This is a genomic window from Nonomuraea sp. NPDC049784 (genome assembly GCF_040659615.1).
Taxonomy (GTDB): domain Bacteria; phylum Actinomycetota; class Actinomycetes; order Streptosporangiales; family Streptosporangiaceae; genus Nonomuraea.
The window spans coordinates 21,731-35,695 of sequence record NZ_JBFAMX010000048.1 but is presented as its reverse complement, the minus strand read 5'-3'; the positions used below and the strand labels follow the sequence as shown (position 1 = coordinate 35,695).

Here is a 13,965-nt window from a genome sequence, read left to right as displayed (position 1 = left end):
ACCGCCGGGCGGGAGGCGACGGGTTTCGTCCCGATTCCGGGTCCCCGCACGGCGCCGGCGCAGGGATGGTGCTGCGACGGCCAGCAGTTCCGCGGGGAGGTCTGAGTAGGGCCCAGTCATGACCGGTCAGTCGGCCGCCCAAGGAGGCGGGGTTCGTACGGGGTGATCTTGAGACTGGCGAGGGCCTCCCAGCCGCGGTCGACGGCGTCGATGTGATCGCGCATTGCGCGAGCGCGGCCGACTACCGCCGCCCACGGCGTGATGTGGCGCAGACCCGCGGACTGCTGGACGCCCTGGGTGATGCCCGGCCGCACCTGGTCTACGCGTCGATCGTGGGGGTGGACCGGGCGCCGTTCGGGTTCTTCGGCGCCAAGCTGGAGTCCGAGCGCGTCGTCGAGAGGTCGGGGCTGCCATGGACGGTGCTGCGTGCCACCGAGTTCCATGACCTGCTGTTGATGTTCCTGATGCGGCTGGCCAAGGGTCCGATCGCGGTGGTGCCGCGCGGGTCGAGACTCCAGCCCGTGGACGCGGGCGAGGTCGCCGACCGCATGACGAAGCTGGTTCTGGGGCCGCCCGGCGGCCGGGTGCGCGAGCTCGGCGGGCCGTGCGTGGAGTCCATGGCCGGCTTGATGCAGGCGTACCTGGCCGCGACGGGCCGGCGCCGCCGGATCGTCAGGATCCCGGTGCCGGGCCGTGCGGGCGCGGTGCTCGGCGTCGGCGATCATCTGCTCACCGACGGCGACCGGGGTACGGTGACCTTCGATGACTACCTACGTGCCCGTACCGGTTCGGGTGACCCCATCGGGCACCCTTATACCCGCTGACGCGCGTACCTGAGTGGTGACGGCAGATGCCACGGACAGTGAACGCGGCGGCCTACGCGCGCCGTCGCGAGGAGTTCCTCGACGCCGCGCAGCGGCTGATCGAGTCCAAGGGCTACGAGCAGATGAGCATCCAGGATGTCCTGGACGCGGCCGGTACCTCCCGGGGTGCCTTCTACCACTACTTCGGGTCGAAGCAGGAGCTGCTGCGGGCCATGGTCGACCGCTTCGCCAAGGCCGTGGCCTCGCTCCTCGAGCCGATCGTCGAAGACCCCGGGCTGTCCGCAACGGACAAGCTGCGCGGCGTCTTCGCCGAGCTGGCGGCCCGCGAGGGCCGGCAGCGCGAGGCGCTGGTGAGCACCCTGCGCGTCTGGTACTCCGAGGACAATGTCCGTGTTCGCCAGAGAGTCCGCGCGGGCATCATCGACCAGCTCACCTGCTGCGGCCCGTCCTCGCGCAGGGCGGACACGAGGGGGAGTTCGTGATCCCCGATCCGGAGCAGATCAGTCGCGTCCTGGCCACGCTGCTCCAGGACCTGAACGACGACCTCGCCGATCAGTTCTTCGCCCGTGCGGATCGCGCGGCCGACATGAGCGCGGCGGAGCGTACCGTGGCCGGCTACACGTGGGCGATCGATCGGATTCTCGGCGTGCCCCACGAGTCGGTCGTCCTGGCCGGTATGACGATGTCGCGCGCCTGGTTCGACCAGGGGCCGGTCTGACCCGGCTCGGTCTCATCCGCGCCGCCCGGTTCCGGCGGGCGCGAAGAGGCCGAGGAAGCGCTCCGCGGTGGCCCGCAGTCCGGTCAGTGTGAGGGCATCGGCGGTGATGGCGTCGTCGAGGGTACGGGCGCGGACGAGCAGGGCGGCCAGCGTCCGCGGGCTGGTCCCCGCGCCACCCCGCTTGCGGTTCACCCGCCCGCCCCTGCACGCGCAGTTCAGCGGCGACACGGGGGCTGGGACAGCATCCCAGGCCAGGAGCGTTGGACGAGTTATGGCACCCCACAGGCACCTACGGCTGCAGGTCAGGCCGTTGGACGTAATTTTCGGCACTCACCCGCACCGACGTGGTCCGCGACGCGCCGGCTGGGCCGCGTTCCTGGCCGGCGCGGTCTCCCCCGCGACGGGGTCCTCAGCTAGTGGGGATCTGCAGCGCGCGGAACTCCTTCAGCCAGTACGACGGCGCCGACAACCCGGACGGGCGCCGCTTGATCGTGTACGGGGCGTACACGCGGGTCGCCCGCGCCAGGGAGATCGCCTCCGACCTCCAACAGACCCTCGCCGGCGAGCTCGAACACGACCCCGCCTTCGACGGCGACGCCCCGCTGCTCGCCGCCTTCTTCATCGCCGGCTACACCGCCGTACTGGTGGAGACCGCCCGGCGCCTGATCGCCGGAGAACCGGCCGACACCATCGCAGACGACCACCGCGCCCGCCTGGAGCGCCTGTTCGACGCCCTCAGCAGCGGATTCGTGCCCCGGCCGTGAGGATCACTGCCGAAATCGGCGGACGTCGCGCCGCACGCCGTGATCTGCTCGCACAACCCGCCGGCACCGGCCTGGTCACCCACCTGACGTACCGGGCGGTCCGGTGAAGAGCGTTTCCGGAGCGGCGAGCGCCAGACCGGCGGCGCCGAGCGCATGCTGGGCGTCGCTCCAAGGACGAACGATCACTTGGACGCGGTAGGCCGCGGTGACCTGGCTGGCCCGCATCACGACGGAGAACCCGGGCTCCAGACCCGGCCAGAGAACGTGGTTCTCGCCGATGACCGCGATGGTGGGCGTGCCGAGCAGGTTGACGACGCCGGCGACGGCCCGCCCGAGTATGGCGCCGACCTCGGCGAGTACCCGGGCCAGCGACCGCTCACCGGAGACCCACCGTGAGCGGAGCTCCTCGATGGTGGTGGACGCCTCGGCGAGGCCCTCGCGACGGGCGGCGCGCAGGATCCCGTCGTCGCTGGTGAACGTCTCCAGACAGCCCCGGGCGCCACAGGCGCAGCGCGGGCCGGTGGCGGCGACCGGCGTGTGGCCGAACTCTGCGGACAGCCCACTCGGGCCGCGGTGCACCCGCCGCCGCAGGACCGCCCCGACCCCCACCCCGTCGCCGATGCCGAGCACCAGGAAGTCGTCGTGCTCACGTCCCGTCCGGTACAGGAGTTCGGCGGTGGCACTGGCCGTGAGGTCGTTGTCGACGAGCACCGGGATCGGCAACTCGGCACGCAGCCGTTCACCGAGGGGAAGGTTGCTCCACCCAAAACGGGGACAGAACCGGATGTAGCCCGCATCGACGGAAGATGGCACGGCCACGCCCACGGCCTTGAGCCTGGGGCCCACGGCGGGGTCGGCCAGCCGCTGGCCGATGACCCTGAGTAGCTGAGGAAGTGGGTCTGCGTGACAGTCGAAGGGCGATACATCGGATGTAAGCATCCGGCCATCCAGCCCTGCTACGACGGTGACGAGATGGTCGGTCGCCACCCGTACGCCGATGGTCGCGGCGGCCTCCGGCACGACCTGTAGCGGGATGCGCGGTCGGCCGACCACCCCGGCCTGCGGGGCGAGGGTTCGTAGATATCCGCAGCTCAATAGGCGTCGCGTGTGTTCGTGTACGGTCGCGTCGCCGAGCTTGAGCCGGGCCGCGATCTGACGCCGGTCCAGGGCGCCCACAGTGCCGAGAAGCGCCAGGATCTCGACGCAGGTCAGATCGCCACGACCGGCCATTCGGCGAGCAGTCATCGGATATTTCCTATCACGATCTCATTGACATTACGGATTGCGACGTCCTAGTTTCGAAACAATTAACTCGGCCCCGAGCTTATTGAGTGGAGCTGCGATGGGCAGGCAGATGCATGGCGGTCGGCGATCATTGGCGGTCGCGACAGCGGTGGTCATCGCGGGGGGACTGACGGCCGGTTGCGGGGGCGACGGCCAGGAATCATCAGGAGGCAACAAGGCGAGCAACGGCGCAGTGACGCTCACCTGGTCGATGTGGGCGTCCGGAACGGAGGACCGAAATGCTTGGCAGAAAGTGGCCGACCAGGTCACCCAGAAGTACCCGAACATCAAGATCACACTCGAGACCTCGCCGTTCAACGACTACTTCACCAAACTCGGCACCCGCCTGGCCGGCGGCAGCGCGGCGTGCATCGTCTCCATGCAGAGCCTGCGCACGGGCGGCTACGTCAGCGGCATGCGTCCCTTGGACGACCTGATCAAGAAGAACAACCTCGACACCGCCGACTTCGACCCCTCGATCATGGCCGGGCTGGCCTCGGGCGGCAAACAGTACGCGCTGCCGTACGATCTCGGCTCGCTGATCATCACCTACAACAAGGACATGTTCAAAGCGGCCGGCGTGCCCGCGCCGAAGGTCGGCTGGAGCGTGGCGGACTTCGAGTCGGCGGCCAAGAAGCTGACCACCGGCGGCAAGTACGGCTTCGTGGCCTACCCCTCGGCCCTGGGGATGTTCTCGATGATCCTGTCCAAGACGGGCGCGGAGCCGATGGACGCGTCCGGCAAGCTCACCCTCACCACCGAGCCGATGACGAGCGGCTTCCAGTGGTACGCGGACCTGGCTGCCAAGCAGGGGGTCGCGCCCAAGGTGCCCGGCGTGAACAACAACTGGGCCGAGACCCAGTTCCTCAGCGGCAGCGTGGCGATGTCGGTGAACGGCCCCTGGTCCGTTCTGGAGCTCAAGGCGCAGGCCAAGTTCGATGTGGGCCTGGCCACCATCCCCGCCGGTCCGAACGGGACCAAGAGCTACTCGGCCGGGTCCGGCTTCGGCATCTCCCAGTCCTGCCCCTACCCGGACGAGGCGTTCAAGGCGATCAGCACGATGACCAGCGCCGACATGCTCGGGCAGCTCGGCTCGGTCGGGCGCGCCTATCCGGCACGCAAGTCCGTCCAGAACAAGTGGTACGAGAACGCCTTCGAGGGCGCCAAGCCCGTCATCGACGCCGCCAACGCCTCCGCCAAGCCGTTCCGGGCGACCAGCAACTGGGACCCGGTGGAAAAGCTGCTGGCCCAGTACGGCATCCAGGCCTTCAACGGGCAGGCAACGGCGGCGGACGTACTCAGCCAGGTGCAGCAGCAGGCACCAGCATAGGGAGCGACGTGCACGACGATGCCAAACCCCCGCGCCTGCGGCGTGACGGGCGGGCCGCGGCCCTGTTCGCCGCGCCCAGCCTGTTCGGGTTGACGCTGTTCACCCTCTTCCCGATCGTGTTGTCCCTGGTGATGGCGTTCTTCCAGTGGCCCGCGGTGGGCGAGCGTACCTTCACCGGGCTGGAGAACTTCGCGACGCTGTTCACCGATCCCGTGTTCCTGCGGGCGCTGTTCAACACGCTGCTGTTCGTGGTGCTCTACCTGCCGCTCAACCTCATCGTGTCGGTGGGGCTGGCGGTGTGGATCTCACCGCGCATCAAGGGCCGCAAGGCGCTGCGGGTGGTGTTCTTCCTGCCCGTGGTCACGCCGATGGTGGCCAACGCGATCGTCTGGCGGATGATCTACCAGCCGAACGGGCTCATCGACGGCTCACTGTACGCCGCCACCGGCGTGCACGCGCCGAACTTCCTCGGCGAGCAGGGCTGGGCCATGTTCGCCGTCGTCGCGATGAGCGTGTGGCAGGGGTTCGGGTACAACATGCTGGTCTTCTCGGCCGCACTGGACGCCATCCCGCGGAACCTCCTGGAGGCCGCGCAGATCGACGGGGCGGGACCGTGGCGGCAGTTCTTCCGCGTCATGCTGCCGATGATCTCCCCGGCGCTGTTCTTCGCCACGACCATGACGCTCATCACGTCGTTCCAGGTCTTCACCCAGCCGTTCCTGATGACCGGCGGCGGGCCCGGCATCGACACCCAGACCCTCATGATGTTCGTCTTCGACAAGGGGTTCTCGATCTACCAGTACGGACTCGCGTCCGCCGGGGCCTGGATCCTGTTCGTGCTGGTCCTGGGCGTGACCGCGGTGCAGTTCGCCGGCCAGCGCAGATGGGTGAACTACGATGTCTGATCACGCTGTCCGCCGCGTCAGGCTGGTCGTCTCGCACGTCGCGCTCTACCTGGTGGCCGCCGCGTTCCTGTCGCCGCTGGTCTACATGCTGGCCACGTCGCTCAAGCCCGCCGACGAGGTGTTCGGGTCACCGCCGAGCCTGCTCGGCTCGCTGCTCCGGTGGCAGAACTACAGCGAGGCGTTCGAGTACCTCCCGTTCGGGCGGTTCGTCCTCAACGGGCTCGCCGTCGCCATCTGCGGCACCGTCGTGGTGCTGGTGGCGTCGAGCATGTCGGCGTACGCCTTCTCGCGGCTGCGCTGGCGCGGTCGCGACGGCGTCTTCCTGGTCTTCCTGGCCACGCTGATGATCCCCCAGGAAGTGCTGGTCGTGCCGATGTTCATGCTGATGCGCTGGTTCGGCTGGGTGGACTCCTTCCAGGCGCTGATCTTCCCTTGGGCGTTCACCGCCTTCGGGACGTTCATGCTGCGCCAGTTCTTCCTGACCATCCCCGAAGAGATCTCCGAGAGCGCGCGCATCGACGGCGCGGGATCGGTGCGGGTCTTCACCAGCATCATGCTGCCGCTGATCAGGCCCGCGCTCGCGGTGCTGGCGGTCTTCACGTTCATCAACTTCTGGAACAGCTTCATGTGGCCGCTGATCATCATCAACTCGGTGGACGAGAAGGCCACCGTCCCCCTGGGTCTGCAGCTCTTCTTCGGCCAGCAGGGCACCCAGTGGAACCTCGTCATGGCCGCCTCTGTGATCTCCATGGCGCCCACCGCGGCGCTGCTCATCATTCTGCAGAAACATCTCGTACGCGGGATCGCGACCAGCGGTTTCGGCGGCCGATGAAATCTCATGAAAGGAACATTGTGGACCACGCCTGGTTCTCCGAGTCCCGGTTCGGCATGTTCGTGCACTGGGGCCTGTACGCTCTGGCCGCCCGCCACGAGTGGGTGAAGAACCGCGAGCAGCTGACCGATGAGGACTACCAGCGCTACTTCGACCACTTCGACCCCGACCTGTACGACCCGGCGCAGTGGGCGCGGCTGGCCAAGGACGCCGGCATGCGCTACATCGTCCTCACCACCAAGCACCACGAAGGCTTCTGCCTGTGGGACTCGGCGCACACCGATTACAAGGCGACCCGCACCCCCTGGGGCAGGGACCTGATCGCGCCGTTCGTGGAGGCCGTACGCGCGGAAGGGCTGAAGGTCGGCTTCTACCACTCGCTGATCGACTGGCACCACCCCGAGTTCCCCGTCGACTCCCGCCACCCTCAGCGCGAAGACGAGGCGTTCAAAGCTGCCACCGCGGGCCGCGACGTCTCCAAGTACGCCGACTACCTGCACGCCCAGGTACGCGAACTCCTCACCGAGTACGGCCGGATCGACTACCTGTTCTTCGACTTCTCCTACAAGAACAGGCCGGGCGAGTGGGGCGGCAAGGGCGCCGACGACTGGCGCTCTCCCGAGTTGCTGGAGATGGTGCGAGAGCTCCAGCCAGGGATCATCGTCAATGACCGGCTCGACATCCCCGGCGACTTCGTCACCCCCGAGCAGTACCAGCCCGCCGGCCCGATGACCGTCGACGGCCGCGAGGTGCCGTGGGAGGCCTGCCAGACCCTCAACGGCAGCTGGGGATACGACCGGGACAACCTCGACTACAAGTCCCCTGACCTGCTCGTACGCATGCTGATCGACAGCGTCGCCAAGGGCGGCAACCTGCTGCTCAACGTGGGCCCGGACGGACGCGGCCAGATCGACCCACGCGCCCGCCAGAGCCTCGCTGACATCGGCGCCTGGATGCGGCTGAACTCCCGCTCCATCTACGGCTGCGGCCCCAGCGGTTTCACCGCGCCTCCCGACTGCCGCTACACCCAGCGCGGTGATCGGCTCTATCTGCACGTGTTCGGCTGGCCGTTCCGCCACCTGCACCTGCCGGGGCTGGCGGGGCGCGTGAAGTACGCCCAGTTCCTGCACGACGCGTCGGAGATCCGTACGCGCGTCATCGACCCCACCCAGAAGGCCGGGAACACGACCATGGGCGGCCTGGCCCTGGACACCCTGACCCTCGACCTGCCGGTTCAACGCCCCGACGTCGCCGTACCGGTCATCGAACTGTTCCTCACCGACTAGGAGTACTTCGTTAGGTCCGGGATTTGTGAGACGGTCTTCGCGTGACTCCGGCGGACCTGGCTGATGTTCGAGGCTGTCTTGAGGACTTCGCGGCTGAGGCGGTTGCTTCGTAAGATGAGTAGCACACTGGTGACCAGCCTTAGTTCGCGAAGCCTGCGCAGGACGGAAAAGCCGTTCTTTGGGTCACGTCGAAGCCGTACCGCTCGGCCAGCGGCCGGTGCCCGTGCGAGTACACCAAGATCGCCAAGCACGGCAACGCAGGCCCCAGAACCCGGGCCGGGATCTGGATGCGGAACCGGATGTTCGGCAACAAGTTCACCCGCGGGCTGATGATGCGGATGGCCGACGACCTCACGACCGGCGTCGAGCTCAAGACGTACGGCTGAAGGGGCCGTACCAGAGCGGATCCTACGGTGGCACCGCCGATCAGGGATGAGGGGGACGGTTTGGAAGCGTGTAGAGGAGCATGGGCTGCCGGATCCCTATGACCGAGGGCGGCCGTTGGGAAGGAGGCCGGTGGCCTGGCCGGATGTCCCACGCGGTGCTGGTCACCCTAAACCGTCGGGTCGGGACCCAGGACGGTGTCGAGCAGTCCGCCCAGCAGGTCGAGCTGTTCGGCCGTGAGGCTCTGGAACGAGGTCACGATGACGGTGTCCACGGCCTCCTGGCCCGCCACCCGCAGCCGTTCCCCCTCCTCGGTGAGCCGGTGCCGCACCGCGCGACCTGGGCCGGGCGCGCGCTCGATCAGGCCGCGATCGGCCATCCGTACGGCGAGCGAGCCGAAGGACTGGTCGGTCTGGAAGGTCAGCACCGCGAGGTCATGGAGTGAAGCATCGGGCTTGCGGTACAGGTGGCGCAGGGTGTCCCACTGCACAAGCGAGAGCCCGAGCGGAGCGAGGGCCCGGCTCAGCGCGCGGTGGTGGCGGTGCTGGAGCCGTTTGACGGCCAGAGCGACGTCCGCCGGACGGTACTTCATGCCGCCGATTCTAGCGGACCGATCCAGCTTCCTTATATAAGGAGTCTGATATAAGGTTCCTTATATACCTCTGAAAGGACGGACCGATGAGCACCTCCACTCCGGCCGGCGCCCTCCGGACCACCCGCACCGACACCCACGAGCTCGGCACGATCGAGATCACCGTCCAAGACCGTGACCGCACCCGGCCGTACCTGTTGCTGCACGGTGGGGCCGGCCTGGCGACCATGACCGTCTTCGCCGACCTGCTCGCCGAGCGCACCCGCAGCAGGGTGCTGCTGCCCACCCACCCCGGCTTCGGCGGCACCCCCAAGGCCGCCGAGCTGACCGGCGTCACCGATCTGGCCCGCGCCTACGTCGCGATGCTGGAGAGGTACGGCCTCAGCGACGTGACGGTCGTCGGCAACTCCTTCGGCGGCTGGCTGGCCGCCGAGATCGCCCTGCAAGGCAGCCCCCGTGTCAGCGGCGCCGTCATCATCGACGGGATCGGCATCGAGGTCCCCGGCCACCCGATGACCGACCTCAATGGCATGTCGGCCGCCCAGATCCGTACGTACTCCTTCCACGACCCGACCAGGCTGCCCGCCCCGCCGAGCACCGCCGACCCCGGACCCAGCCCTGACGTCCTGGCGCTGATCGGCTACACCGGCCCAGCCATGACCGACCCGACGCTGGCCGAGCGGCTCGGCCGCCTCGACCTCCCGGTCCGCGTGCTGTGGGGAGAGAGCGACCGCATCGTGGATCCGGAGTACGGCAAGGCCTACGCCGCCGCGATCCCGGGGGCGACGTTCACCCTGCTGCCTCGTACCGGCCACCTGCCCCAACTCGAGACACCCGAGGAACTGCTCGACGCGCTGCTCGACCTCGGAGACCTGTAAGCAGGCGATCCCCATGAGGGCGGGCTGGTCGCCGCGAGCGTCGCGAGCCGTGGCACGCAGCCGATGGCGATGTCGCCGGGGAGGCTCAGGCGGCTCCGCTATGTCCCGTCCCGGATCCGATCACCGATCCGGCCAGAATCTTCAACCCGAACGTACGCCGACGAGACCGGCTCGGCGGCGTCCTCCACGAATACTCACATGCCGCTTGAACTGCACGGACGACGTTTTCGGCAGGCGCAGATCTGCACAAGAGCTGACCCGGCGGGGCCTTGACTACCAGCCAAGGGGCTCCGTGTCGCGCTCCGACCAGGATCGTCGGCGGCTGCGCTGCCACGCCCGGTAGGCCGGCATCGCCTCCGCCTGCGCCCGGTACGCCGCGACGAGCGCGTCCCGGATGCGGGGCACGTGCTCGGCGACCGGGCCGTCTGCCGGCCACAGAAGCCGCTCGCGCACCCACATCGGGTCGCCGGCCAGCGGCTTGACCACCACGTTCTCGCGCCCGGCCGTGATCGCCCGGCACAGGACACGCCGTGCCCCTGGCTGATCAGGGAGAAGACCACGCTGGCGTTGGTGCGCTGGATTCGCCGCGGCGCGAATCCCGCCCGGCGGCAGGCGTCACGGAACATCGCCCGCATCCGGAGGTCCTTGCCGACTCCCGGCAGCCAGCGCTCGCCGGCCAGCGCGGCCAGCGGCACTTCGGGTTCGGCCGCCAGCGGGTGGTCCTTCGACAGCACGATGAAGACCGGCTCGATGCCCAGCACCGCCTCGCCCAGTTCCTCGGGCACCGGCAGTTCGTATCCCGGATAGTCGACGCTCAGCCCGATCTCCAGCCGGGACTCGGCCAACAACTCGACCAGTTCCTCGTCCGAGTCGCTCACGTGCAGTGGTCTCGGGCCTGGTGCGCGAGGCCCCTTCGCGTCAGCGGCCGGTGGGGAAGCGCGGCGACGTTCTACTTCCACCTACTTCCACCCCGGTCCTCGCCGATGTCGCCGAGGAGCTGTGCGAGCACGTCTCTGGGCTTACGAGTGTCAGCCATGTTCCCCCGGGGAACAGTCGAAAGTTTCAAGACGCCATTTCCGCTGGAAGTGGCATGTGAGGTGCGTAGACAAGTCGGGAGGTCCCCGAAACTTTTTGAGCATCATTGACATATTTCGGGAGTGTTTCCACACTGGATCCTCGAGGTGACCGCCCCGCCAGGCCGGTGGACATGGCAGGGCTCGCTGCCTCTGACGCCCTGGTGGTCTGCGTCCCATGAGGGGTGCGGCGTCGATCCGGCGGGGTGTGTCTCCGCGTTCGCTTCGTAATTCAGTAATGGAGGCTCAGGCATGCGCACAAACGCCCTACCCCCGCCTGAAATCCGACGATCCTTCACCGGCTTCCGCCGGGTTGTGGCGGTCGGCGTTCTCGGCTTAGTCGGCACGATCGCCCCCTTGGCGTTGTCGCTTCCCGCCGATGCCGCGGAGACCACGCTCGGCGCGGCGGCCGCACAGAGCGGGCGTTACTTCGGCACCGCGATCAGCGCCGGCAAGCTTGGCGACTCGGCCTACACGACGATCGCCAACCGCGAGTTCAATATGGTGACGCCCGAGAACGAGATGAAGATCGACGCCACCGAGCCGAACCAGGGGCAGTTCAACTTCACCAATGCAGACCGCGTCTACAACTGGGCCGTGCAGAACGGCAAGCGGGTCCGCGGGCACACCCTGGCCTGGCACTCCCAGCAGCCCGGCTGGATGCAGTCCCTGTCCGGCAGCGCGCTGCGCCAGGCGATGATCGACCACATCAACGGCGTCATGGCCCACTACAAGGGCAAGCTCTACGCCTGGGACGTGGTCAACGAGGCCTACGCCGACAGCGGCGGCGGACGGCGCGACTCCAACCTCCAGCGCACCGGCAACGACTGGATCGAGGTGGCCTTCAAGACCGCCCGGGCCGCCGACCCGGGCGTCAAGCTCTGCTACAACGACTACAACATCGACAACTGGACCTGGGACAAGACGCAGGGCGTCTACAACATGGTCAAGGACTTCAAGGCCCGCGGTGTGCCGATCGACTGTGTCGGTCTCCAGGCCCACTTCAACAGCGGCAGCCCCTACAACAGCAACTTCCGCACCACGATTTCGAGTTTCGCCGCCCTCGGCGTGGACGTCCAGATCACCGAGCTGGACATCCAGGGGGCCTCGGCCACGACCTACGCCAACGTGGTCAACGACTGCCTGGCCGTCGCCCGCTGCAACGGGATCACCACCTGGGGCGTCCGGGACAGCGACTCCTGGCGCTCCGGCGACACTCCACTCTTGTTCGACGGCAACGGTAACAAGAAGCCTGCCTACACTTCGGTCCTCAACGCCCTCAACAGCGCGAATCCGAACCCCGACACCACGCCGCCGAGCACGCCGGGCACCCCGACGGCGTCCAACGTGACCGCGTCGGGCGCGACCCTGACCTGGGCCGCGTCGACCGACACCGGTGGTTCGGGCCTGGCGGGTTACAACGTCTACCGCGAGCAGGGCGCCACCGACACGCTGCTGGGTCAGTCGACCACCAACTCGATCACGTTGACCGGGCTGACCGCCAACACCCAGTACCAGGTGTACGTGCAGGCGCGTGACGGCGCGAACAACCTGTCCGGCAACTCCCAGCTGGTCACCTTCACCACCCAGACGGGCGGCGGCACCGACACCACGCCGCCGAGCACGCCGGGCATCCCGGCCGCGTCCAACGTGACCTCCTCCGGCGCGACGTTGACGTGGAGCGCGTCCACGGACGCGGGCGGCAGCGGCTTGGCCGGCTACGACGTGTACCGCGAGCAGGGCACGGCCGACACGCTGCTGGGTCAGTCGACCACCAACTCGATCACGTTGACCGGGCTGACCGCCAGCACCCAGTACCAGGTGTACGTGCAGGCGCGTGACGGCGCGGGCAACCTGTCGGCCAACTCGGCGCCGGCGACCTTCACCACCACTGGCGGCAACACCGGCGGCTCCTGCACCGTGACCCCGACCACGCAGACTCAGTGGCAGAACGGGTACGTCATCGACCCGGTCCGGGTGACGGCGGGCAACTCGGCGATCAGCGGCTGGACGGTGACCTTCACCCTGCCGGCCGGGCACACCATCACCGCCTCCTGGAACACCCAGCTGACCGTGAGCGGGCAGACCGTGACGGCCAGGAACGCGGGCCACAACGGCAACCTCGGCCCGGGCGCCAGCACCACCTTCGGCTTCCAGGTCAGCCGTCCCAACGGGAACACCTCGCTGCCGAGCGGGTACACCTGCGCCTGACAGCTATTTCTCTCTGGCCCATCCACCCCTCACCGGGTGTGGGTGGGCCAGGGGCTCGTCCTGGACAGGCTCGGCGGCCTCCACGCTCGCCTCACCGAGCCCGAGCGGGTTCCCCCGAGGGTATCGCCAGAGGAGGCCGGGCTACCAGGCGGACGTCGGCTTGACGCCGCCCCCTGTTGACGTCGATGACGGTGCAGTTGACGTAGCTGGAGGCGGGGGAGGCCAGGAAGGCGACCACCTCGGCAATGTCCTGGGGTTCGCAGACACGGCCGAGCGCCGATATGTCGGCGAACTGCTGGCGCTGTTCCTCGTTGAAGATCTTGCGGATGCATTCGGTGAGGACGAATCCGGGACGTACGACGTTGCTGCGGATGCCCTCCGCGCCGACGATGACGTTGGCCGGCTTGAAATCCCGGTGCACGATCCCGGCCCGGTGGATCGCGGCCAGCGCGGTGGCGGTGCCGATGGCCAGCCGATCCAGCGAAGGACCCGTGCGCGGGCCCTCCTCCTGCACGATCTGCTGCAGGGACGTGCCCTTGACGAACTCGCTCACGATGTACGGCCGGCCGTTCTCGACACCCGTGCCGAGGACGGCCGCGGTGCAGAACGGCGCCACACTCCGGGCGACTTCCGCCTCACGCGGGAAACGCCCGACGCTGACCGCGTCGTCCGACTGATCCTGCTGCAGCCACTTGACGGCCACGTGGGCGCCTGCGGGGGTTCTGGCCAGATAGACGACGCCCTGCCCGCCCTCGCCCAGCCTGCCGGGGAGTTCCAGATCCCCCAACCGCTGAGGGTCACCAGGCGAGAGGAGAGCGCAGGGCCGCCGGCCGGAAGGTGTCCTTCTCGGACACCCGAGGGCGAGCGGCCACCGCGTTCAGCGC

General features: G+C 68.3%; 14 protein-coding genes and 2 pseudogenes. 10 read left to right on the top strand and 6 right to left on the bottom strand.

Annotated features, from left to right (window positions below; genetic code table 11):
• Positions 1-155: 155 nt before the first annotated feature.
• The 3 genes and pseudogenes from AB0J09_RS14000 to AB0J09_RS13990 form a co-directional block, all read left to right on the top strand.
• A pseudogene (locus tag AB0J09_RS14000) lies at positions 156-824 on the top strand (SDR family oxidoreductase); the annotation flags it as partial.
• A gap of 26 nt (positions 825-850) precedes the next feature.
• Positions 851-1,306, top strand: a complete 456-nt coding sequence (locus tag AB0J09_RS13995) for a TetR/AcrR family transcriptional regulator (RefSeq protein ID WP_360689758.1) — start codon at positions 851-853, stop codon at positions 1,304-1,306.
• Positions 1,303-1,542: a hypothetical protein gene (locus AB0J09_RS13990; protein WP_360689756.1), complete on the top strand. Its 240-nt coding sequence runs from the start codon at positions 1,303-1,305 to the stop codon at positions 1,540-1,542. Before AB0J09_RS13995 ends, AB0J09_RS13990 begins: the two co-directional genes overlap by 4 nt.
• 12 nt (positions 1,543-1,554) lie before the next feature.
• Here the strand turns inward: AB0J09_RS13990 and AB0J09_RS13985 are convergent, their stop codons facing one another.
• Positions 1,555-1,734 (bottom strand): hypothetical protein, encoded by a 180-nt coding sequence (locus tag AB0J09_RS13985; protein ID WP_360689754.1) that lies wholly within the window; start codon positions 1,732-1,734, stop codon positions 1,555-1,557.
• A gap of 224 nt (positions 1,735-1,958) precedes the next feature.
• Here AB0J09_RS13985 and AB0J09_RS13980 point away from each other — a divergent pair, with 224 nt between their 5' ends.
• Positions 1,959-2,306 (top strand): hypothetical protein, encoded by a 348-nt coding sequence (locus AB0J09_RS13980; protein ID WP_360689752.1) that lies wholly within the window; start codon positions 1,959-1,961, stop codon positions 2,304-2,306.
• A 75-nt stretch (positions 2,307-2,381) separates the two neighbouring features.
• On the opposite strand, the gene AB0J09_RS13975 is transcribed toward AB0J09_RS13980, so the two are convergent.
• Positions 2,382-3,551: an ROK family protein gene (locus tag AB0J09_RS13975; protein WP_360689750.1), complete on the bottom strand. Its 1,170-nt coding sequence runs from the start codon at positions 3,549-3,551 to the stop codon at positions 2,382-2,384.
• 97 nt (positions 3,552-3,648) lie between these two features.
• Here AB0J09_RS13975 and AB0J09_RS13970 point away from each other — a divergent pair, with 97 nt between their 5' ends.
• Genes AB0J09_RS13970 through AB0J09_RS13955 form a run of 4 tightly spaced genes read left to right on the top strand, consistent with a single transcriptional unit; the run spans position 3,649 to position 7,943 of the window.
• Positions 3,649-4,920 (top strand): sugar ABC transporter substrate-binding protein, encoded by a 1,272-nt coding sequence (locus AB0J09_RS13970; protein ID WP_360689748.1) that lies wholly within the window; start codon positions 3,649-3,651, stop codon positions 4,918-4,920.
• 8 nt (positions 4,921-4,928) lie between these two features.
• Positions 4,929-5,825, top strand: a complete 897-nt coding sequence (locus AB0J09_RS13965; RefSeq protein WP_360689746.1) for a sugar ABC transporter permease — start codon at positions 4,929-4,931, stop codon at positions 5,823-5,825.
• Positions 5,818-6,657 carry a carbohydrate ABC transporter permease gene (locus AB0J09_RS13960; protein WP_360689744.1) on the top strand — a complete coding sequence of 280 codons (840 nt, stop codon included), beginning with the start codon at positions 5,818-5,820 and terminating at the stop codon, positions 6,655-6,657. Before AB0J09_RS13965 ends, AB0J09_RS13960 begins: the two co-directional genes overlap by 8 nt.
• A 20-nt stretch (positions 6,658-6,677) precedes the next feature.
• Positions 6,678-7,943 carry an alpha-L-fucosidase gene (locus AB0J09_RS13955; RefSeq protein ID WP_360689742.1) on the top strand — a complete coding sequence of 422 codons (1,266 nt, stop codon included), beginning with the start codon at positions 6,678-6,680 and terminating at the stop codon, positions 7,941-7,943.
• Positions 7,944-8,496: 553 nt separating this feature from the next.
• On the opposite strand, the gene AB0J09_RS13950 is transcribed toward AB0J09_RS13955, so the two are convergent.
• Positions 8,497-8,919, bottom strand: a complete 423-nt coding sequence (locus tag AB0J09_RS13950) for a MarR family transcriptional regulator (RefSeq protein WP_360689740.1) — start codon at positions 8,917-8,919, stop codon at positions 8,497-8,499.
• Between the two features lie 86 nt (positions 8,920-9,005).
• Here AB0J09_RS13950 and AB0J09_RS13945 point away from each other — a divergent pair, with 86 nt between their 5' ends.
• Positions 9,006-9,797 carry an alpha/beta hydrolase gene (locus AB0J09_RS13945; RefSeq protein ID WP_360689738.1) on the top strand — a complete coding sequence of 264 codons (792 nt, stop codon included), beginning with the start codon at positions 9,006-9,008 and terminating at the stop codon, positions 9,795-9,797.
• 273 nt (positions 9,798-10,070) lie between these two features.
• Here AB0J09_RS13945 and AB0J09_RS13940 read toward each other — a convergent pair whose 3' ends face one another.
• On the bottom strand, positions 10,071-10,286 hold the full coding sequence (locus tag AB0J09_RS13940; protein ID WP_360689760.1) for a hypothetical protein: 216 nt from the start codon (positions 10,284-10,286) through the stop codon (positions 10,071-10,073).
• Positions 10,287-10,321: 35 nt separating this feature from the next.
• Positions 10,322-10,675, bottom strand: a pseudogene (locus AB0J09_RS13935) (LysR substrate-binding domain-containing protein); the annotation flags it as partial.
• 447 nt (positions 10,676-11,122) lie between these two features.
• Between AB0J09_RS13935 and AB0J09_RS13930 the strand changes: the two are divergent.
• Positions 11,123-13,081 (top strand): endo-1,4-beta-xylanase, encoded by a 1,959-nt coding sequence (locus AB0J09_RS13930; RefSeq protein ID WP_360689736.1) that lies wholly within the window; start codon positions 11,123-11,125, stop codon positions 13,079-13,081.
• Between the two features lie 91 nt (positions 13,082-13,172).
• Here the strand turns inward: AB0J09_RS13930 and AB0J09_RS13925 are convergent, their stop codons facing one another.
• Positions 13,173-13,868 (bottom strand): SDR family oxidoreductase, encoded by a 696-nt coding sequence (locus tag AB0J09_RS13925; RefSeq protein WP_360689734.1) that lies wholly within the window; start codon positions 13,866-13,868, stop codon positions 13,173-13,175.
• Positions 13,869-13,965 lie beyond the last annotated feature (97 nt).

Coding starts and splice junctions, on each gene's coding strand:
- AB0J09_RS13930 (WP_360689736.1), top strand. CDS start 11,123: ATGCGCACAAACGCCCTACCCCCGCCTGAAATCCGACGATCCTTCACC.
- AB0J09_RS13975 (WP_360689750.1), bottom strand. CDS start 3,551: ATGACTGCTCGCCGAATGGCCGGTCGTGGCGATCTGACCTGCGTCGAG.
- AB0J09_RS13970 (WP_360689748.1), top strand. CDS start 3,649: ATGGGCAGGCAGATGCATGGCGGTCGGCGATCATTGGCGGTCGCGACA.
- AB0J09_RS13950 (WP_360689740.1), bottom strand. CDS start 8,919: ATGAAGTACCGTCCGGCGGACGTCGCTCTGGCCGTCAAACGGCTCCAG.
- AB0J09_RS13995 (WP_360689758.1), top strand. CDS start 851: ATGCCACGGACAGTGAACGCGGCGGCCTACGCGCGCCGTCGCGAGGAG.
- AB0J09_RS13960 (WP_360689744.1), top strand. CDS start 5,818: ATGTCTGATCACGCTGTCCGCCGCGTCAGGCTGGTCGTCTCGCACGTC.
- AB0J09_RS13945 (WP_360689738.1), top strand. CDS start 9,006: ATGAGCACCTCCACTCCGGCCGGCGCCCTCCGGACCACCCGCACCGAC.